Here is a 19,761-nt window from a genome sequence, read left to right on the forward strand (position 1 = left end):
AGCAGCAGGGCGGTGAAGAGTTCGATCTGGTTGCGGTCGTTGTCGAGGAGGGGGGCGAGGCGGCGGCGGATGCCGATGTTGGCGCGCATGCGCGGGTCCTTGGCGTACTCCGCGTACATGTAGTCGCGTTCCTCGTCGGTGACCATTTCCAGGGTCAGCTCGTCGTGGTTGCGCAGGAAGATGCCCCACTGGCAGTTCTTCGGGATGGCGGGGGTCTTGGCGAGGATCTCGGAGACCGGGTAGCGGGACTCGCGGCGGACGGCCATGAAGATGCGGGGCATGACGGGGAAATGGAACGCCATGTGGCATTCGTCGCCGCCGGAGGCGTAGTCGCCGAAGTAGTCCACGACGTCCTCGGGCCACTGGTTGGCCTCCGCCAGGATCACCGTGTCCGGATACATCACGTCGATCTCTTTCCGGACCCGTTTGAGGAAGGTGTGGGTCGCCGGAAGGTTCTCGCAGTTGGTGCCCTCGGCCGCGTAGAGATACGGCACGGCGTCGAGACGGAAGCCGTCGATTCCCAGGTCCAGCCAGAACCGCAGCGCGGCCAGGATCTCCTCCTGCACGGCCGGGTTCTCGTAGTTGAGGTCGGGCTGGTGGGAGAAGAAGCGGTGGAAGAAGTACTGCCCCCGCACCGGGTCGAAGGTCCAGTTCGAGACCTCGGTGTCGACGAAGATGATCCGGGCGTCCGCGTACTGCTTGTCGTCGTCGGCCCACATGTAGTAGTCGCCGTAGGGCCCGTCGGGGTCCTTCCTCGACTCCTGGAACCACGGGTGCTGGTCGCTGGTGTGGTTCATGACGAAGTCGATGATCACGCGCATGCCGCGCTGGTGGGCGGCGTCGACGAACTCCACGAAGTCGGCGAGGTCGCCGAACTCGGGCAGGACGGCCGTGTAGTCGGAGACGTCGTAGCCGCCGTCCTTCAGCGGTGACTTGAAGAAGGGCGGCAGCCACAGGCAGTCGACGCCCAGCCACTGGAGGTAGTCGAGCTTGGCGGTGAGGCCCTTGAGGTCGCCGACGCCGTCGCCGTCGCTGTCCTGGAAGGAACGGACGAGGACCTCGTAGAAGACGGCTCGCTTGAACCAGTCGGGATCGCGGTCCTTGGCCGGGGTGTCCTCGAAGGTGTCCGGGACGGGGGAGTTGACGGTCATGGCGCTGGGGAGTCTCCGATCTGCGCGGTGGGTCACCGGACGTGGAACACGTGGGCCGGCGACCGGCCGGGCTCCAGGCGCACGTAGTTGTCGCTGCTCCAGGCGTAGGTGCGGCCTGTCAGTTCGTCGTCCACGGTCAGCGCCGCGCCGTGGTGCCGGCCGAGGTGCGGCATGTGCAGGGAGACGGTGGCCTCCTGCACGTGGTGCGGGTCGAGGTTGACCACGACGAGCACCGTGTCCTCACCCGTGCGCTTGCTGTAGGCGATGACGGAGTCGTTGTCCGTGCTGTGGAAGCGGAGGTTCCTGAGCCGGTGCAGCGCGGGGTGGGCCCGCCGGATCTCGTTGAGGCGGGTGATGAGCGGGGCGATGGTGCGGCCCTCACGGTCGGCTGCCTCCCAGTCGCGCGGCCTGAGCTGGTACTTCTCCGAGTCGAGGTACTCCTCGGCACCCTCCTCGGCCGGGGTGTTCTCACACAGTTCGTAGCCGCTGTAGATACCCCAGGAGGGGGACAGGGTCGCGGCGAGGACCGCGCGGGCCTCGAAGGCGGGCCGGCCGCCGTGCTGGAGGTAGGCGTGCAGGATGTCGGGGGTGTTGGGGAAGAAGTTCGGCCGCATGTAGGAGGCCGCCTCGCCCGACAGCTCGGTCAGGTACTCGGTGAGTTCCTCCTTGGTGTTGCGCCAGGTGAAGTACGTGTACGACTGCTGGAAGCCGATCTGCGCGAGGGTGTGCATCATCGCGGGCCGGGTGAACGCCTCCGCCAGGAAGATCACGTCCGGGTCGGTCCGGTTGATCTCCCCGATGACCCGCTCCCAGAACACGACCGGCTTGGTGTGCGGATTGTCCACCCGGAAGATCCGCACCCCGTACGACATCCAGTGCCGCAGCACCCGGACCGTCTCCTTGACGATGCCGTTCATGTCGGCGTCGAAGGCGATCGGGTAGATGTCCTGGTACTTCTTCGGCGGGTTCTCCGCGTACGCGATCGTCCCGTCCGGCCGGTGGTGGAACCACTCGGGGTGCTTGTGCACCCAGGGGTGGTCCGGGGAGCACTGGAGCGCGAAGTCCAGCGCGACCTCCAGCCCCTCCTCCCGGGCCCGCTCCACGAACCAGGCGAAGTCCTCCAGGGTGCCCAGCTCCGGATGCACGGCGTCGTGGCCGCCCTCGGACGAGCCGATCGCCCACGGCACACCGACGTCGTCCCGGTCGGGGGTGAGGCTGTTGTTGCGGCCCTTGCGGAAGGTCGTGCCGATCGGATGGATCGGCGGGAGGTAGACGACGTCGAAGCCCATCGCGGCGATCGCGGGCAGCCGCCGCGCGGCCGTGCGGAACGTGCCGTGCGGCCGCTGCGGCGTCCCCTCCGAACGGGGGAAGAACTCGTACCAGGAGCCGTACAGCGCCCGCTCCCGCTCCACCTGGAGGGGCATGGTGGCACTGGCCGAGACGAACTCCCGGAAGGGGTGGCGGGTCAGGACCTCGTCCACGTCGGGGGCCAGCGCCGCCGCGTACCGCTCGGCCACCGGCAGCGAGTCGTCCAGCAGCCGTCGCGCGGCCTCCCGCACCACGGTCCGCGCCGGACCGCGCGGCACACGGGCCGCCGCCCGCGCGTAGAGGTGCCCGCCCTCCTCCAGGACCAGCCCCGTGTCCATGTCCGCGGGAATCTTGATCTCCGCGTGCCGGCGCCAGGTCGTGACGGGATCGCTCCAGGCCTCCACGGTGTACGACCAGCGGCCCACCTCGTCGAGCGTCACCTCGGCACCCCAGCGGTCGGTGCCGGGTGCGAGTTCCCGCATCGGCGTCCAAGGTCCACGCCGGCCGTCCGGGCTCTTGAGGACCACGTTGGCGCCGATGGCGTCATGGCCCTCGCGAAACACCGTCGCGGTGATCTCGAACGTCTCACCGCGCACGGACTTGGCCGGCCGCCGACCGCACTCCACGCGCGGATGGACGTCCCGCACCGGGATACGGCCGATCGCTCTGGTGGACCTCACGCTGCACCTCCGCAGTACTGAAAAAGGTTTCTGTCGCCTGCTGTCGGTCGTCCCGGACGAAGCGCCCGGAGTGCTACCGCTCCGCCGCCAGACGCAGCGTCGGCCGGGTCGCCGCGAGCCGCGCGACGCCCTTCCCGCGCGTCGCCCCACCGCGCAGCAGACGGGTGTCCGAGCCCGCGCGCAGGTACTGCTCGGCGGCGTCCGCGGCCTCCCGCGCGCAACGCTTGCCCATCAGCACACACAGGGTGTATCCGCAGTCCTCGAAGGTGGCCCGCACCGCGCGGTCGCCCGGACGCGCGAGCATCACGCGTTCCCAGGCGCGGTAACTGCGCAGACGTCTGGCGACTTCGGTCTTCGCTGGTAGCAGCATGGCGCTGTTCACCTTCCGGGAGAGGTACGTCGCCCCGCGGCGAGCGGGTCGGCCATGTAAGCAGAGGTGCGAAACCGTCAAACCTCCCGAGGCCTTCACTTATGGTGCACGGCCCACCACCCAACGTCCTGTTGGATCTTGATTGTGGTGTGCTCGTGTTGCACGAATGGCGTATCAGCCTCACTGTGGTTGTGACTCAGGAGCGATCAACGCTCACGCTTCGTGTTCGGGGCTCGGTCCGTCGGGCCGAGAAGGGGCGGAGCCTCGCCGGTGAGGAGACGAACGAAATGAAGACCGCAGTGCCCTGCTACTACCACCTCGACGTGGACGTGAGCCCGGACCGGGTCGGACAGGTCAGGCGCATACTGGCCGCACACCTGAAGTACTGGGACCTCGAAACGCTCGTCGAGCCCGTCTGCGGCGGAACCGAGATGCTGCTCATGGCCATCGACGAGCACGCCACGAACAAGCGCATCTCCCTCGAGCTGTGGTGGAACGGCCAGCACCTGATCACGGCAGTCGGCGGCGACGACCGGGATCTGCGCCCGGACCAGGAGCTGCGCGGCTGTCTGGAGCGCATCGCCGCCATGAGCGACGGCTGGGGCTGCTGCGCCACCGACACCGGCAGCAAGGTCATCTGGTTCTCGCAGCGCGCCCGCGCCGGCGAGCGCGTCCCGCTCGTGCCGACCCTCCCGGAGCGGGACCTGCGCGAGATGCTCCAGGTGCCGCGCGCACTGCCGGTCGCGGCCCTGGCCGCCGCCGAGGAACAGACGCACGGCGTCCTGGAGGGCGCCCGGTGACCTCCCGGCCGTACCGGAACGCAGGGGTGCCCGCCTGGAGCGGGCGCCCCTACCCGTTGGGCGCCGACTTCGACGGGGACGGCACCAACTTCGCCCTGTTCAGCGAGGTCGCGCACCGCGTCGACCTCGTCCTCTTCGACGACGACGGCGGCAGCCGCGGTGTGCCCCTGACCGAGGTCGACGGCTTCGTCTGGCACGCCTACCTGCCGGGCGTCGGCCCCGGGCAGCGCTACGGCTACCGGGTGCACGGCCCCTGGGACCCGGCCGCCGGCCACCGCTGCAACCCGGCCAAGCTGCTCCTCGATCCCTACGCCCGCGCCGTCGACGGTCAGATCGACAACCACGCCTCGCTGTTCGAGCGGGCCGGGGAGCGCCCCGACCCCGCGGACAGCGCCGGACACACCCTGCTCGGCGTGGTCACCGACTCGGCCTTCGACTGGGGTGGGGACCGGCCGCCGCAGCGCTCCTACGCCGACACGGTGATCTACGAGGCCCACGTGCGGGGCCTGACCCGCACCCACCCCGACGTCCCACCGGAACTGCGCGGCACCTATGCCGGCCTCGCCCATCCGGCGGTGACCGGGCACCTGACCGCGCTGGGCGTGACCGCGATCGAGCTGATGCCCGTACACCAGTTCGTGCAGGACGGCGTCCTCACGGACCGGGGGCTGTCCAACTACTGGGGCTACAACACCATCGGCTTCTTCGCCCCGCACAACGCCTACGCCGCCCACGGCACCCGCGGCCAGCAGGTCAGCGAGTTCAAGGCGATGGTGAAGGAGCTGCACGCGGCCGGCCTCGAGGTCATCCTCGACGTCGTCTACAACCACACCGCCGAGGGCAACGAGAAGGGCCCCACCCTCTCCTTCCGCGGCATCGACAACTCCTCGTACTACCGTCTGGTCGACGGGGACTACGCGCACTACTACGACACCACCGGCACCGGCAACAGCCTGCTGATGCGGCACCCGTACGTCCTCCAGCTGATCATGGACTCGCTGCGGTACTGGGTCACCGAGATGCACGTCGACGGCTTCCGCTTCGACCTCGCCGCCACCCTGGCCCGCCAGTTCCACGAGGTCGACCGGCTGTCGGCGTTCTTCGACCTGATCCAGCAGGACCCGGTGATCAGCCGGGTGAAGCTGATCGCCGAGCCGTGGGACGTCGGCGAGGGCGGCTACCAGGTGGGCAACTTCCCGCCCCTGTGGTCGGAGTGGAACGGGCGCTACCGCGACACCGTGCGGGACTTCTGGCGGACCGAACCCGGCTCGCTCGGCGAGTTCGCCTCCCGCCTGACCGGCTCCTCCGACCTGTACGCCCACAGCCGGCGGCGCCCCCGCGCCAGCGTCAACTTCGTCACCGCGCACGACGGTTTCACCCTGCGCGACCTCGTCTCCTACAACGACAAGCACAACGAGGCCAACGGAGAGGGCAACCGGGACGGCGAGAGCAGCAACCGGTCCTGGAACTGCGGGGCCGAGGGCGACACCGACGACCCGGCCGTGCTGGAACTGCGCGCCCGCCAGCAGCGCAACCTCCTCGCGACCCTGCTGCTGTCACAGGGCATCCCGATGATCTGCCACGGCGACGAACTCGGCCGCACCCAGCGCGGCAACAACAACGCCTACTGCCAGGACAACGAGGTCTCCTGGATCGACTGGCGCCCGACCCGGGAGCGGAGCGACCTCGTCGGCTTCACCCGGCGGCTCATCGCGCTGCGCTCGGCCCACCCGGTGCTGCGGCGGCGCCGCTTCTTCCGCGGCGAGACCGTCACCCACGCCGGCCAGCCGCTTCCCGACCTGGTGTGGCTGCTGCCGGACGCCCGGGAGATGACCGACCGCAACTGGCAGCGCTCCGACGCGCACTGCGTGGGCGTGTTCCTCAACGGCGACGCCATCGCCGAACCCGACCCGCGCGGCCGGCCCGTCGTCGACGACTCGTTCCTGCTGCTGCTCAACAGCTACTGGGAGCCCGTCGTGTTCCGGCTGCCCGGCGCCGAGTACGGGGAGCGCTGGGCGGTCTGCGTCGACACCGTGGAGCCGGACGGCGGACCGGACGAGACGGAGCACAAGGCGGGCGCCGAGGTGACCGTGGAGGCCCGCAGCCTCATCGTGCTCTCGCGCCCGCCCCGACGCTCCGCATAGCGCCGCGGACAGGTCGCTCAGCGGGCGCGGTGCGAGGTCACCGTGAACTGGGCGCCGTCGGGGTCACGCAGCACGGCCTCGTCGGCGCCCTTCACCAGTACGCTGCCGCCGTGCCGCTCGGCGTCCCGGGCGCAGGCCGCCACGTCCGGCACCGCGAAGTGGACCTGCCAGTGCGGCCGGATCGTCGGGTCCGGCGCCGCTTCCAGAGCGCCCGACTCGATCCTGGCCACGGCATCGCCCCGGCTGCGCAGCACGACCTCGCCGCCCTCGTAGTGCACCTCGCAGCAGCCGGGCCGGTCGGTGGCCCAGTCGAGGATCTCGCCGTAGAAGATGGCGGAGTCGAAGGCGTCGCGGGTGTGGAGTCGGACGAAGGCGGGGGCGGCCTGCCGCCAGGCCTCCCAGTTGCCGATCAGCGCGCCCTCCCAGACACCGAAGGTGGCGCCGTCCCGGTCGGCCAGCAGTGCCGCCCGGCCGGGCGGCAGCGAGATCGGCCCGACGGCGACCGTGCCGCCGCGCTCCCTCGCGCGCGAGGCCGCCACGTCGGCGCTGGGCACGGCGAAGTACGGCGTCCAGGCGACGGCCATCTGCCACACCGAGGCGACGGCGGCGATGCCGGCCACGGGGACGTCGTTCACCAGAGCCGTGCGGAAGTGGTCGCCGAGACTGCCCCGACGCCACTCCCAGCCGAGGACGGCGCCGTAGAACCTCTGGGTGGCCTCCAGGTCCCGGCTGGTCAGACTCACCCAGCAGGGCGCCCCGAACACGGAGTGGGTGGAGAGGACCTCCTTCGCACCGGAGGCGGCATAAGAGCGGTGATCGTTCATGGCACTCGCGTTCCTGATCGGCGGCCGGCGGCTCTGGCACCAGTGTCCGGCCGGACCGTCCCACGGCGCCTGCCGAGGAGACCGGTGGCGCGACGGAGGTGCCACGAGTACCGCGCGGATCCCGCGACGAAACGGACCGGACCGCCGAACTCCAGCGGGAGGTCGGCCGGCTCAGGAAGGCCGTGGCCGCGCACGCCGTGGTGGACCGGGCGATCGGGGTGATCGTCGCCCTGGGGCGGATGACGCCGGACCGGGGACGCACGGTGCCGCGAGAGGTCTCCCGGCACACCGACGTCGAACTGCGCAGCCTCGCGGAGCTGATCCTGCGCCGGGGCCGGCCGGATCCCCGGGAAGATCCGCGCCGCGCTGGAGAACGCGGTGGACCGCCACGGCCCCGCACGGATTCCCGGCGCACCGCCGCTCGGGTGACCGCCTCACGGACCGTCTCGTGGGCACGGCCCGACTCTCGGCGCACCGCCGCCGGAGTGGGACCGACTCCCGGCGCACCGCCGCTCGAGTGACCCTTCGCCTCACGGGGCACCGCCGCCGAAGCCACCGCCGCGGTGACGTCCACCCCGAGGGCGTTCCCCGTGGTGGACGTCGCCGCGGCGGTGCCGTGTCAGTGCGTCTCGGTGGCGATCTCCTCGCGCAGCCGCTCGAAGCAGGCGCTCAGCAGCCGGGAGACGTGCATCTGCGAGATGCCGAGCTGTTCGGCGATGCTGCTCTGCGTCATACCGCCGAAGAAGCGCAGGTAAAGGATGGTCCGTTCGCGTTCCGGGAGGGCCCGCAGGCAGGGCGCGACGGCCACCCGGTCGACGACCGTGTCGTATCCGGGGTCGGGGTCGCCCAGGGCGTCCTCCAGCGCGTAGCCGTCGGTGCCGGGCATCTCGGCCTCCAGCGACAGCGCCGAGAAGCACTCCAGTGCTTCCATGCCGGTGCGGACCTCGTCCTCGGTCAGCTGCGCGTACGCGGCGATCTCGGCCAGCGTCGGGGCGCGCCCCGACGTGGTCTGGGAGAGTTCCTTGGTAGCGCGTCGTACCCGGTTGCGCAGGTCCTGGACCCGGCGCGGGACGTGCAGCGTCCACATGTGGTCGCGGAAGTGGCGCTTGATCTCGCCCGTGATCGTCGGTACCGCGTACGCCTCGAAGGCGCGGCCCCGGTCCGGGTCGTAGTGGTCGACGGCCTTCACCAGTCCGAGGGCCGCCACCTGGTACAGGTCTTCGAGGGACTCGCCGCGGCCGCGGAAGCGGACGGCTATGCGTTCGGCCATGGGCAGCCAGAGCCGGACCAGTTCGTCGCGCAGCGCCTGGCGCTCGGGGCTGTCGGACAGCCCGGCGAGCCGGGCGAAGGAGTCGGCCGTGTCCGGGGCGTCGTCGTGGGGGTGCCGCTTCGTTCTGACGGTGGTACGCATCGCGCGCGCCTCCCTCAGGCAGGTGCCGGTGGATGGACGGACACCGTGGGAAGCGCGCTCGGACCTTGACGGGACCACCTGGAGCCGGCCCTCGGCGGGCCCCCACGGAGGTGCCTCCTGTCCGAAGCACTTCCCCACTCATGCCCGCTCTGTGGTGTTCTAAAACAGTAAATCCTATTTGAGCTGCTCGGGTGTATGTGGGGCGAATCAGGGGGCCCCGTCGCCAGGGTTCCGCCTCCGTGGCGGGCGAGGTGGTCGTCCTGGCCGACGGGCTCGACGTCAACGCCGCCCCGCACCGCTCGGCCGGCTCGCCCGCTGACGGCGGTCCGTCCCGTCGGCGACGTGATGTGCGGCACGCCCGCCGTACCGGCCCGGTGGACGGGGACGCGATTCTCCCTGCGCACGGCTTGATCACCGATCAAAAGGGGTGAAGCCCCTGGCCACAGCGCATTCCGCTCATTTGACAGTGCGCTGAGCCCACGGATAGGAAGCAGCCCGTAGAAGTCGAGAGGTGGACTGTGTACGAGCCGAACGTGGTCGGGGACTGGCACGAGTACGACGAGCATGCCGGCCTGCGCGTCCGCGTCCACAGTCTGGAGCAGGCGGAGCCGCCCCGGGGACGCGACGACGCCGCCGAGGGGCTGACGTACTTCACCCTGCGGGTGACCGTCGAGAACCGTGGCGAGCAGAGCCTCGGCGTCCACCTGGAGGACGGGCAGATCGACGTGCGCATCGGGCCCGACGGCGAGAGCGCCTTCATCGACTGGCGCAACTCGCAGTTCATCGAGGGCTTCGACGTCTACCCGCTGCGCCGCGCCACCGCCGTGCTGTACGCCGCCGGTCCCGAGGCCGCGTTGGGACAGGTCGACGTGCAGATCCAGCTGCGCGTCGACGAGGAGTGGGCCGGCCGGCGGATGTGGGTGGGCGGTGTCGGCCTGGAGGAGGGGCCCGCCGGAGCCCCTGCCGCGGTCCGTGACAGCCTGGCCCGCCAGGTGAGCAAGTTCCTGCGCGACCAGGCCGAAGAGGGCACCGCCTGACGTCCTTCGCGACGCCGCGCCGCGCTCAGTGCGGGATGCCGTCGATGATCTCGCGGGCGCCCTGACGCAGCAGCGCCACGGCCACCGAGGTGCCGAGCGTGGCCGGGTCGAGGCGGCCCGCCCACTCGTGGGCGTTCAGCCGGGTCTTGCCGTCCGCGGTGAACACGCAGGCGCGCAGCGAGAGTTCGCCGCCGCGGTCCACCTGGGCGAACCCGGCGATGGGGCTGTTGCAGTGGCCCTGCAGGACGTGCAGGAACATCCGCTCGGCGCCGGCCTCCCGATGGGTGACCGGATCGCCGAGCCCACTGACCGCGTCGATCAGGTCACCGTCGTCCTCGCGGCACTGGAGGGCGAGGATGCCCGCGCCGATCGGCGGCATCATCGTCTCCGGCGAGAGCACCTCGCTGATCACGTCCGGACGGCCGATGCGCTCCAGGCCCGACACCGCGAGGAGCAGCGCGTCCGCCTCGCCCGCCGCGAGCTTCGCCAGCCGCCGGTTGGCGTTGCCGCGGAACGGCACGCACGTCAGATGCGGGTGCGTGGCGGCCAGTTGGGCGACCCGGCGCACCGAGGAGGTGCCGATCCGGGTTCCCTCCGGGAGTTCGTCGAGGGTCAGGCCCCCGGGGTGCACGAGGGCGTCGCGGATGTCGTCCCGCTTCAGGAAGGCCGCGAACACCGTGCCGGCCGGCAGGGGCCGGTCCGCCGGGACGTCCTTGACGCAGTGCACCGCCAGATCGGCCTCGCCGGACAGCAGCGCCGCGTCGACCTCCTTGGTGAACGCGCCCTTCCCCTCGACCTGGGACAGGTCCCCCATCCACTTGTCGCCGGTCGTCTTCACGGGGACGACCTCGGTGCGCACCCCGGGATGCAGGGCGGCCAACTCCGCGCGGACGCGCTCCACCTGGGCCAGGGCCATGGGCGAGTCACGGGAGACGATGCGGATCAGTTCCGGAACGGACATGCGGGACACGATAGACCCTCGGGACGGTCCGTTCGACGGTCGGAGCGAGGTGCGTCCGCCTCCGGTCGGCAGCCCGCCGGGTCCCTGACCGCGCTGTCGGGGGACGAGATGACGGCCACGGGGTCGGCCGCCGGGGCGGGACCCCGACCGGATGGGGTCCTGCGCCCGGGGCCGGCCCCGGTCACCGGCTCACGCGTAGGCGTCGAAGGTGATCCCGGACGGCTTCGCCGAGTTGAGGTGGTTGCCGAAGTTGGCGTCCTTCAGACCGAAGTTGGCGCTGCCGAAGTTGTAGGCGCTCAACTTGTCGCGCAGGCCCGCCGGGTAGCCGTTCCAGCCGACCAGCGGCGGGTACTGCCAGGTGCCCTTGTGGTTCTCCGGCGGCTCGTCGTTGGAGTTCGCCAGCCGGAAGCAGTGCGTGCTGATGCCGTCCTTGTGGTAGACGACCTTGGCGTGGGTGCCGTCGAAGCGGACGCCGGAGGCGGCGGTGACGGTGAACGAGCCGTGGTTGGACGTCGACACGTACTTCACCGCGTTGTCCTGGACCCACACCACGACGTGCTCCCAGTCGTTGCGGTGCCCGCCGATGCTGCTGCCCGCTATCGCCTGGTCCTTCTCGAAGTACAGGCCGTACAGGTAGGCGCACCAGCCGTTGTTGCACTTGTAGCGGGAGTAGCTGTTGGTGTTGTCGAGGTCCGAGGCGTCACGGCAGTTGCCGTTGAGGGCGCCGGTCGGGTTGAGGCCGCCGTTGACCGTGCCGTCGGGGCCGATCGCGGGGGTGGAGTAGCACCCGTCCGTGTCGTAGTCGAACGCGGGGAGGTAGGCGCGCTCGCCGGCTTCGGCGTTGGCCGGGAGGGCCGCGGGCGGGGCGGCGAACGCGACCGTGGGGACGGCCACGACGAGTGCGGCCGCACCGGCGAGCCCGGTGAGCCATCTCCTGCGGTGCTTCTTGAACGTGGGTGACGACACTGCGTCCTCCTCAGGACCGGGCGCAGCCGAACGGCTGTGGGGGAAAGGGGGGTTCAGCTTCCCCGATCTCCAGTTCCGCGCCAAGGGGTCGCAGGCGTCTCTGTGGTGAACCACAACCCAATAAAGGGCATCTGGCACCATGTCAGGGCGTGGGAGGGCCGCCCGGAAGGTCGGCGGCCGACTCCTCGGGCGTCAGATCGCCGCGCAGCCGGAGCCAGGACGGCTGGCGCAGCATCCCCGCCCGCGTCCGGGTGCTGTAGCGGACCTCGCCGACCAGCAGGGGCCGCACCCAGTGGGCGCCCGGCGCCGCCGGTACCGCGTCGAAGGGGCACGCCTCGGCCGCGGCGGCCCGCAGCAACGCGGCCAGCTCGGCGCGCTCGGCCTCGCTCCAGCCGGTGCCCACGCTTCCGACGTACCGCAGTCCCGTGGCGGCCCGCTGGCCGACCAGGACCGCGCCGGGCAGGCCGGTGAGCCGGCCCTTGCCGGGCAGCCAGCCGCCGACCAGGACGTCCGCCGTGCGCATGTTGCGGATCTTGATCCAGGCCCGCGAGCGCACCCCGGGCTCGTACGGCGAGTCCAGCCGCTTGCAGACCAGCCCCTCCAGGCCGTGGGCGCGGGTCGCCTCCAGCGCCTCCCGGCCGTGCCCGACGAGCGCCCCCGGCGTCGACCAGGTGGGCCCCTCCAGGGCCAGCTCCTCCAGGCGGGCCCGGCGCCGCGAGTACGGGAGCCGCAGCAGGGAGTTCTCGCCCAGATGCATCACGTCGAACAGCACCAGGTGGACGGGGGTGGTCGCCGCGAGCCGTGCCGCCTTCGCCGGAGCCTGGGCGAGGCCCATCCGGGACTGGAGCAACTGGAAGTCGGCGCGGCCCTGTCGGTCCAGGGCGAGGATCTCTCCGTCCAGCACGGCGGGCGTGCTGCCGAGCGCGCCGCCCAGCGCGTGCAGTTCGGGGTAGGCCGCGGTGATGCTCTCGCCGGAGCGGGCGCGCAGCACGAGGGTGCCGTCGCCGGGGAGGCAGACCACGGCCCGCTGCCCGTCCTGCTTGGTCTCGTACGCCCAGCGTGCGTCCTGGGCCGGGGGCGGCAGGGTGCCGGGGGTGGCGAGCATGGGGGCGATCAGCGGCAGGGTCACGGGTGACTTGTCGCCGGGCCCGCGCCACGGCACGCCCGCCGTCGGTCCGGTTCCCCTGATCGGCGGCAGCGGGTCCGTCCGCCCACGCGGCCGGGGCCGACCGGGTGGTGCCGCCCGTCGGTCAGAGGTGGTCGCCGGGCGGCAGTGGCGGGGCCTGGACCAGGCCCGTCTGGTAGGCGATGACGACCAGTTGGGCGCGGTCGCGGGCGCCCAGTTTGGTCATGGCGCGGTGCACGTGGGTGCGTACGGTCAGCGGGCTCACGAACAGCTTCTCGGCGATCTCGTCGTTGGAGTGGCCCTCGGCCACCCAGGCCATCACCTCCCGTTCGCGCGCGGTGAGCCGGGTCAGGTCGTCGGGCGCGGCCAGCCGGGCGCCCTCGGCGGGGGAGGTGAGGAAGCGGGTGATGAGGGCGCGGGTGGCGAGCGGGGACAGCAGGGACTCGCCGGAGGCCACGACGCGGATGCCGTCGAGGAGGACGTCGGCGGTGACGTCCTTGCCGAGGAAGCCGCTGGCACCGGAGCGCAGCGCGGCGGCGACGTACTCGTCGATCTCGAAGGTCGTCAGGATCAGCACGCGCGTGTCGGACAGAGCGGGGTCGGCGCAGACGGCGGAGGTGGCGGTGAGGCCGTCGGTGCCGGGCATGCGGATGTCCATGAGGACCACGTCCGGCCGGTACCGGCGGGTCGACTCCACCGCCTCGGCGCCGTCGGCGGCCTCGGCGACGACCTCCATGTCGTCGCAGGAGTCGATGAGGATCCGGAAGGTGGCCCGCAGCAGGGCCTGGTCGTCGGCGAGCAGTACGCGGATGGTCATGGCGTCCGTTCTCGGGGTGTGTGCGGCGGAGGAAGGCAGGCGGTGTCCGGCCCGCGGGGCGCCGCCCAGGCAACGGGCGCGCGCGGGTGCCGAGGGGCCGGACGACGCGCGGCGGCACGGCCGGCACCGTGGGGTACCGCCGCCGGGGACGCGTGTCGGCGTCTCCGGCCGGGCCGGGCCGTGCCGCCGGCCGACCCGGGACGGCCGGCGCGGTTCCATGGTGACGGACGGCGGGACGGCGGCGGGGGAGAACCCTCCCGTGCCGACGCGGGTGGTGACACGCAGGGCCGGGGCGCCGACGGTATACGGCCAGGGAACGGAAGGTGCCTCCCTCGGCGGACGCGGGTACCGCTCCAGGTTCCCGGACGCACGTCCCCGTGTCGTCGTGCCGCTGTCGCACATCGGGCGTACTCGTCTCGCAGTACGGTCCGTCGCATCCGTCCGCCGCGAGGGGGACCCGGCCGGCTCACCACGTGCGGGGCAGGCCCACCTCGACGACCGTCGGACCGCCGACCGGACGGTCATCCGCATGGTGCCCGCCGGACGATCGACGGGTCCGTGACGCCGGCGCCCGCGGCATGCGGCCGGCCCTGGCCGAGTGGTCCCCGGCGGAGCTGCGGCAGCTCGCCACCCCCTTCCACCGCATGGTCGACGACTTCCTGACCACGCCGTCGGCGAGGACGGCGGCGGACAGCAGTCGGCCGCAGCACGGGCGGACGGCGCCTGACGCGGGCAGGGGGTCGCGCCTGATCCGGAAGGGACTGCCGGGCCGTGTCAGGGCAGACGCGGAGCCTGACGCGGGCGCGGGCGGGGTGCCGGCGCGGACCGATCCGGGGCGTCGGCACGGACCGGTCCGGTGTCTGGCACGGACCGGTGCGGTGTCTGGCATGGACCGGTGCGGTGTCTGGCATGGACCGGTGCGGTGTCTGGCATGGACCGGTGCGGTGTCTGGCACGGACCGACGCGGTGTCTGGCACGGACCGATGCGCGGCGTGGCGCGGGCCCGCCGGGCCGCCGGGTGGCCGGGACCCCGCCGACGGGGCGTTTCCTACTCTCCCGTAATATCGCGCGCCAGGCCGTCAGAGGAGAGAGCCGTGTCCCGGTCCCACCGTTCACCCCTGTTGCTCGCGGGCCTGCTGGCCTCCGCGGGCATCGCCCACTTCGCCGCGCCGCGCACCTTCGACGCGATCGTCCCGCGCGCCCTGCCGGGCTCCCCCCGGACCTGGACGTACGCCAGCGGTGCCGTCGAGCTGGCCCTGGCCGCCGGTATCGCCCTCCCGGCGACCCGCAGGAGGACCGCGCTGGCGACGGCCGCGTTCTTCGTCGGAGTCTTCCCCGCCAACGTCAAGATGGCCGTCGACTGGCGTCGGCGCCCGGCCCCGTTCAAGGCCGCCGCCATCGGCCGGCTGCCCCTCCAGGTACCCCTCGTGCTGTGGGCCCGCGATGTCGCGCGGAAGACGGAGGAGGCCTCGTGAGCAAGGCACCGGAGACCGGTGACCTGGTCGAGGACTTCGCGCTGCCGGACGAGACGGGGACGGTCCGCAAGCTCACCGAGCTGCTCGCCGAAGGACCCGTCGTCCTCTTCTTCTACCCCGCCGCCCTCACTGCCGGCTGCACCGCGGAGGCCTGTCACTTCCGCGACCTGGCCGCCGAGTTCGCCGCCGTCGGCTCGCGCCCCGTCGGCATCAGCGGGGACTCCGTCGACCGGCAGCAGGAGTTCGCCGGCCGTCACACCCTCGGGATGCCGCTGCTGTCCGACGCCGACGGCGCCGTGCGGGAACGGTTCGGCGTGAAGCGCGGCTTCTCGCTGGCTCCCACCAAGCGCGTCACCTTCGTCATCGGACAGGACCGTACCGTCCTGGCGGTCGTGCGCAGCGAGCTGCGCATGAACACCCACGCCGACCGTGCCCTGGAGGTGCTGCGCGGCCGCGGAGCCTGAGGAACCGCCCCGGACTCGTCCCGCCGCGGTTGATGCGGCGGGACAAAGGGACCATTCTGGACGACATGGAGCAAGTCGCCGCTGCGGCTGTCGTCGACGCACAGGGCATCGTGACGGGCTGGAGCGAGGGCGCCCGTCTGCTGACCGGCCGCACGGCCCAGGACGCGGTGGGCCGGCCGGCGGCCGAGCTGCTCGCCGAACCCCTGTCGGCGCGCGGGAACGGAGCCTGGACCGGCTCCGTCGTCGTCCGGCACCGCGACGGCCACCCGGTCACCGTGACCGTGGCCGCCTGCCCGGTACTCGGCCCCGGCGGCGAGGCCGCGGGGCTCGCCCTCACCGCCGTACCGCCGTCCCCGGACCCCGACCCGGATCCCGGTCCCGACCCGGATCCCGGCCTCGGACCGACCGTCGCCGAGCGCGCCTTCCAGCAGGCCTCCGTGTCGATGTCGGTGTTCGACCCCGGCCAGCGCTATCTGCGGATCAACGACGCCGCCTGCCATGTGATGGGCGTGTCGGAGGAGGCCCTGCTCGGCCGGCCCTTCCCGGAGACCGTGGAGGACGCCGAGCACAGCCGCGGCTTCAACTGGCACCTGCGTCATGTCTGCGAGACGGGCCGCCCGGTCCGCTACGAGAGCTTCACCGGCGCCCCGGCCCTGAACCGGGAACACGCCTGGAGCATCGAGATGTGGCCGGTCCGCGACGCGGACGGCACCATCCTCGGCACCGCCCTGGCCGCGCTCGACAGCACCGAGCAGTACTGGGCGCGGGAGCGGCTGGCGCTCCTGAACGAGGCAGCGGCGGCCATCGGCACCACCCTGGACGTGGTGCGCACGGCCGAGGAACTGATCGGCGTCGTGGTGCCCCGGTTCGCCGACTTCGCCAGCGTCGACCTCTTCGACTGGGTCCTCGACGCCGACGAACCACCGCCGTCCGTGCCCGGCGGCGACCTGGAGCTGCGGCGCGTCGCCCACGGCTCCGTCACCGCGGGCACCCCCGAAGCGGCGGTGCATCTGGGCGAGGCGGACCTCTACCCCGCGTTCTCCCCGGTCGCGCGGGCCCTGCGGGAGGGCCGGGCGGTCATCAGCCAGGCCGGCGAGCCGCCTTTCATGCGGTGGGTCGAGGAGCGCAACGCCCGGGCACCGAAGGGACGCCCCCATCGTGAGGGCGTCCACTCGATGATGGCGGTGCCGCTGCGGGCCCGCGGCACCACCCTGGGCGTCGCCGTCGGCGTACGCGTGGCGCAGCCCGACGACTACGCGGCCGACGACGCCGTCTTCGCCGAGGAACTCGCCAGCCGTGCCGCCGTGTGCGTCGACAACGCCCGCCGCTTCGCCCGCGAACGCACCACCGCCCTCGCCCTCCAGCACAGCCTGCTACCGCGCGGACTGCCCGGCCAGGTGGCCGTCGAGGTCGCCCACCGCTATCTGCCCAGCGGTTCCACCGCGGGCATCGGGGGCGACTGGTTCGACGTCATCCCGCTCTCCGGCAGCCGCGTCGCCCTCGTCGTCGGCGACGTCGTGGGACACGGCATCCCGTCCGCCGCGACCATGGGCCGCCTCTGCACGGCCGTCCGCACGCTCGCCGACGTCGACCTCCCGCCCGACGAACTCATCACCCACCTCGACGACCTCGTCACCCACCTCGCGGCCTACGACGGCGGCGCCGACGACGTCGCGGAACTGGGCGCCACCTGTCTGTACGCCGTCTACGACCCGGTCACCCGCCGCCTCAGCCTGGCCTCCGCCGGCCACCCCGCCCCCGCCGTCGTGCGGCCCGACGGCACGGCCGCCCTGGTGCCGATGTCCCCCGGTCCGCCGCTCGGCGTCGGCGGGCTGCCCTTCGAGGCGGTCGAGCTGGAGCTGCCCGAGGGCACCGTCCTCGCGCTCTACACCGACGGCCTGATCGAGGACCGCGACCGCGACCTCGACCGCGCCACCGCCGAGCTGTGCAACGCGCTGACCGCCCCCGCCACCTCCCTCGACGCCCTCTGCGACACGGTGCTCAAGGCGGTCCTGCCGGAGGAGCCCAGCGACGACGTCGCCCTGCTGATGGCCCGTACCCGCGCGCTCGGCGCCGCCCAGGTCGCCACCTGGGACGTGGACCCCGACCCCGCCCGGGTGGCCGCCACCCGCCGGGCCGCCACCGAGCAGCTCACCGCGTGGGGGCTGGAGGAGACCGCCTTCGTCACCGAACTCGTGGTGAGCGAACTCGTCACCAACGCCATCCGGTACGGCGAAGCTCCCATCCAGCTCCGGCTGATCCGCGACCGCACCCTCATCTGCGAGGTGTCCGACGGCAGCTCCACCTCCCCGCACCTGCGCCGCGCCCACGCCTTCGACGAGGGCGGACGCGGCCTCCTCCTGGTCGCGCAGCTCACCCAGCGCTGGGGCAGCCGGCAGACGGCCCGCGGCAAGACCATCTGGTGCGAGCAGACGCTGCCCCCGTCGACGTGAGCCGACGGCGGGCGCGTGCCTGTCGGCGGCGGACGCGGGCCCGGCCTCGGGCGTGCGCGAGCCCGTCCTTGGGCGCGCGGGAGCCGCCGACAGTCGTGCGTGGGGCTGCCGGCAGGCGTGCGCAGGGCTGCCTCAAGAAGTCCCGCTCACACGCCGGCGGCCACCTGGGCGAGGGTGCGTCCGGTGCGCACCGACCGGGCGCGGCGAGGATCCGGGGTGCCGTGCCCGTGCCCGTGGCCTCCGCCCGCCTTCACCAGCAGCCAGTCGTCCTCGCCCTTGAACCGGGTGAGGGCGTACGTGCCCCGCAGTTTCGCGCCGTGCAGCCGGAACGACACATGCCCGCGGCGCAGCCCCTCCTCGACGCCGGTGTCCGGGCCGAGCGGCTCGTACGTCCCGCGGTCCCACACGATGACGGTCCCGCCCCCGTCCTCGCCCCGCGCCAGCACTCCCTCGAACTCCTCGTACTCCAGGGGATGGTCCTCCGTCGGCACGGCGAGCCGCTTGTCCTTCGGCCGGGCGGACGGGCCCTTCGGCACCGACCACGACTTCAGGACGTCGCCCACCTGGAGGCGGAAGTCGAAGTGCAGCGTCCTCGCGTCATGGATCTGCACGACGAACCGGGGCTTCCCGTCCGCGACGGCCCTCCGGTCCCCGGACGGCCGGCCGGTGCGGTCGGCGTCTCGCCTCCCTCGGTGGTCACCGAGCCGTTCCCGCTCGCCCATCGGTGCCTCCTTCCCGGACCGGCCGGGTACCCGCGGCCCCGGCACGGAACCCGGCCCGCCTCAGAACTCCTCGTGCGCCTCCGGATCCCCGCCCAGCCGCCGCGGCACCCGGTCCGCGATCGCCGCCATCTGTGCCGCGTCCAGTTCGAAGCCGAACACGTCCAGGTTGGCCCGCTGTCGTTCGGGGTCCGCGGACTTCGGCACGGGTACCGCGCCGAGCTGGAGGTGCCAGCGCAGGACGGCCTGGCCGGGGGTGACGCCGTGGGCCTCGGCGACGGCGGCCACGGCCGGGTCCTCCAGCAGGGCCGAGCCGCGGCCGAGCGGGCTCCAGCTCTGGGTGACGATGCCCTTGGACCGGTGGAAGGCGCGCAGGGCGTCCTGCGGGAACAGCGGGTGCAGCTCGATCTGGTTGACGGCGGGCAGCACGCCTGTCTCACGCTCCAGCCGCTCGATGTGATCGGCGGTGAAGTTGGAGACGCCGATCGAGCGCACCAGCCCGTCCTCCCGCAGCTTGATCATGGCTCGCCAGGAGTCGACGTACTGGTCGACGCGGGGCAGCGGCCAGTGGATCAGGTACAGGTCGACCCGGTCGACGCCGAGCCGTCGGCGGGACTCCTCGAAGGCGGCCAGGGTCTCGTCGTGGCCGTGGTGGCGGCCCGGGAGCTTCGTGGTCACCACGATCTCCTCGCGCGGCACACCCGCGCGGGCGATGCCGCGGCCCACGCCGGCCTCGTTGCGGTAGTTCGTCGCCGTGTCGATCAGGCGGTAGCCGAGGCCGAGCGCCCCGGCGACCGCCTCCTCCGCCTGCGCGTCGTCCATCGGCCAGGTGCCGAGACCGACCGCCGGGAGCGTCGTTCCGTCGTTGAGCGCGTGGGCGGGGATGTGGTTCACCATCGGGCCTTTCCTCGACTGTGTCGTCCCTCCACCCTCACCGACAGGCCGGGGATCGATCAACCGGAGGAGCGGGGGCGAGGCCGGGGGCGCTGTCGGCATGTCGTGGCTTCGCTGTCACGATCTCAGGGGAGCCGTACCGGCGACGACGACGAGCGGAG

General features: G+C 72.4%; 18 protein-coding genes. 7 read left to right on the plus strand and 11 right to left on the minus strand.

Annotation, left to right across the window (positions count from 1 at the left end; genetic code table 11):
* The 3 genes from treS to ACFYO5_RS20710 form a co-directional block, all read right to left on the minus strand.
* Positions 1-1,151: maltose alpha-D-glucosyltransferase (gene treS, locus ACFYO5_RS20700; RefSeq protein ID WP_388710465.1), on the minus strand; the 1,151-nt coding region annotated here is incomplete at its 3' end.
* Between the two features lie 32 nt (positions 1,152-1,183).
* Positions 1,184-3,139 (minus strand): alpha-1,4-glucan--maltose-1-phosphate maltosyltransferase, encoded by a 1,956-nt coding sequence (locus tag ACFYO5_RS20705; protein WP_388710467.1) that lies wholly within the window; start codon positions 3,137-3,139, stop codon positions 1,184-1,186.
* A gap of 73 nt (positions 3,140-3,212) precedes the next feature.
* Complete coding sequence (locus ACFYO5_RS20710) at positions 3,213-3,509, minus strand: DUF5133 domain-containing protein (protein ID WP_356569290.1); 297 nt, start codon at positions 3,507-3,509, stop codon at positions 3,213-3,215.
* Between the two features lie 287 nt (positions 3,510-3,796).
* On the opposite strand from ACFYO5_RS20710, the gene ACFYO5_RS20715 reads away from it, so the two are divergent.
* Together ACFYO5_RS20715 and glgX are read left to right on the plus strand one after the other, a co-directional pair.
* Positions 3,797-4,309: a pep a2 gene (locus ACFYO5_RS20715; RefSeq protein ID WP_388710469.1), complete on the plus strand. Its 513-nt coding sequence runs from the start codon at positions 3,797-3,799 to the stop codon at positions 4,307-4,309.
* 26 nt (positions 4,310-4,335) lie between these two features.
* Positions 4,336-6,453: a glycogen debranching protein GlgX gene (gene glgX, locus ACFYO5_RS20720; protein ID WP_388712248.1), complete on the plus strand. Its 2,118-nt coding sequence runs from the start codon at positions 4,336-4,338 to the stop codon at positions 6,451-6,453.
* Between the two features lie 17 nt (positions 6,454-6,470).
* Here the strand turns inward: glgX and ACFYO5_RS20725 are convergent, their stop codons facing one another.
* Positions 6,471-7,277: a VOC family protein gene (locus tag ACFYO5_RS20725; RefSeq protein ID WP_388710471.1), complete on the minus strand. Its 807-nt coding sequence runs from the start codon at positions 7,275-7,277 to the stop codon at positions 6,471-6,473.
* A gap of 218 nt (positions 7,278-7,495) precedes the next feature.
* On the opposite strand from ACFYO5_RS20725, the gene ACFYO5_RS20730 reads away from it, so the two are divergent.
* Positions 7,496-7,798 carry a hypothetical protein gene (locus tag ACFYO5_RS20730; RefSeq protein ID WP_388712251.1) on the plus strand — a complete coding sequence of 101 codons (303 nt, stop codon included), beginning with the start codon at positions 7,496-7,498 and terminating at the stop codon, positions 7,796-7,798.
* Between the two features lie 98 nt (positions 7,799-7,896).
* Here the strand turns inward: ACFYO5_RS20730 and ACFYO5_RS20735 are convergent, their stop codons facing one another.
* Complete coding sequence (locus ACFYO5_RS20735; RefSeq protein WP_388710473.1) at positions 7,897-8,688, minus strand: RNA polymerase sigma factor SigF; 792 nt, start codon at positions 8,686-8,688, stop codon at positions 7,897-7,899.
* A 518-nt stretch (positions 8,689-9,206) separates the two neighbouring features.
* On the opposite strand from ACFYO5_RS20735, the gene ACFYO5_RS20740 reads away from it, so the two are divergent.
* Positions 9,207-9,725 carry a hypothetical protein gene (locus ACFYO5_RS20740; protein ID WP_388710475.1) on the plus strand — a complete coding sequence of 173 codons (519 nt, stop codon included), beginning with the start codon at positions 9,207-9,209 and terminating at the stop codon, positions 9,723-9,725.
* A 25-nt stretch (positions 9,726-9,750) separates the two neighbouring features.
* On the opposite strand, the gene hemC is transcribed toward ACFYO5_RS20740, so the two are convergent.
* From hemC to ACFYO5_RS20760, 4 genes are all read right to left on the minus strand, one after another.
* The gene (hemC, locus tag ACFYO5_RS20745; protein WP_388710477.1) at positions 9,751-10,686 is read right to left on the minus strand and encodes a hydroxymethylbilane synthase; all 936 of its coding nucleotides are present in this window, start codon (positions 10,684-10,686) and stop codon (positions 9,751-9,753) included.
* A gap of 189 nt (positions 10,687-10,875) precedes the next feature.
* The gene (locus ACFYO5_RS20750) at positions 10,876-11,652 is read right to left on the minus strand and encodes an NPP1 family protein (RefSeq protein ID WP_388710479.1); all 777 of its coding nucleotides are present in this window, start codon (positions 11,650-11,652) and stop codon (positions 10,876-10,878) included.
* Between the two features lie 142 nt (positions 11,653-11,794).
* Positions 11,795-12,781 (minus strand): non-homologous end-joining DNA ligase, encoded by a 987-nt coding sequence (gene ligD, locus ACFYO5_RS20755; RefSeq protein WP_388710481.1) that lies wholly within the window; start codon positions 12,779-12,781, stop codon positions 11,795-11,797.
* 121 nt (positions 12,782-12,902) lie between these two features.
* Positions 12,903-13,595, minus strand: a complete 693-nt coding sequence (locus ACFYO5_RS20760) for a response regulator (protein WP_388710483.1) — start codon at positions 13,593-13,595, stop codon at positions 12,903-12,905.
* A gap of 1,094 nt (positions 13,596-14,689) precedes the next feature.
* Here ACFYO5_RS20760 and ACFYO5_RS20765 point away from each other — a divergent pair.
* The 3 genes from ACFYO5_RS20765 to ACFYO5_RS20775 all read left to right on the plus strand — a co-directional run bounded on the left by ACFYO5_RS20765 (position 14,690) and on the right by ACFYO5_RS20775 (position 17,987).
* Positions 14,690-15,070 (plus strand): DoxX family protein, encoded by a 381-nt coding sequence (locus ACFYO5_RS20765; protein WP_356569310.1) that lies wholly within the window; start codon positions 14,690-14,692, stop codon positions 15,068-15,070.
* A complete protein-coding gene (locus ACFYO5_RS20770; protein ID WP_388710485.1) occupies positions 15,067-15,534 on the plus strand; it encodes a peroxiredoxin in 468 nt (155 codons plus the stop codon). The genes ACFYO5_RS20765 and ACFYO5_RS20770 overlap by 4 nt, the downstream gene beginning before the upstream one ends.
* A 65-nt stretch (positions 15,535-15,599) precedes the next feature.
* Positions 15,600-17,987 carry a SpoIIE family protein phosphatase gene (locus ACFYO5_RS20775; RefSeq protein ID WP_388710487.1) on the plus strand — a complete coding sequence of 796 codons (2,388 nt, stop codon included), beginning with the start codon at positions 15,600-15,602 and terminating at the stop codon, positions 17,985-17,987.
* A 146-nt stretch (positions 17,988-18,133) separates the two neighbouring features.
* Here the strand turns inward: ACFYO5_RS20775 and ACFYO5_RS20780 are convergent, their stop codons facing one another.
* Together ACFYO5_RS20780 and ACFYO5_RS20785 are read right to left on the minus strand one after the other, a co-directional pair.
* Entirely contained in the window at positions 18,134-18,709 is a 576-nt protein-coding gene (locus ACFYO5_RS20780) for a DNA polymerase ligase N-terminal domain-containing protein (RefSeq protein ID WP_388710489.1), read from the minus strand.
* Positions 18,710-18,769: 60 nt separating this feature from the next.
* Positions 18,770-19,600: an aldo/keto reductase gene (locus ACFYO5_RS20785; protein WP_388712253.1), complete on the minus strand. Its 831-nt coding sequence runs from the start codon at positions 19,598-19,600 to the stop codon at positions 18,770-18,772.
* Positions 19,601-19,761: the final 161 nt, after the last annotated feature.

Source organism: Streptomyces sp. NPDC006259 (assembly GCF_042870975.1).
Lineage (GTDB): Bacteria > Actinomycetota > Actinomycetes > Streptomycetales > Streptomycetaceae > Streptomyces.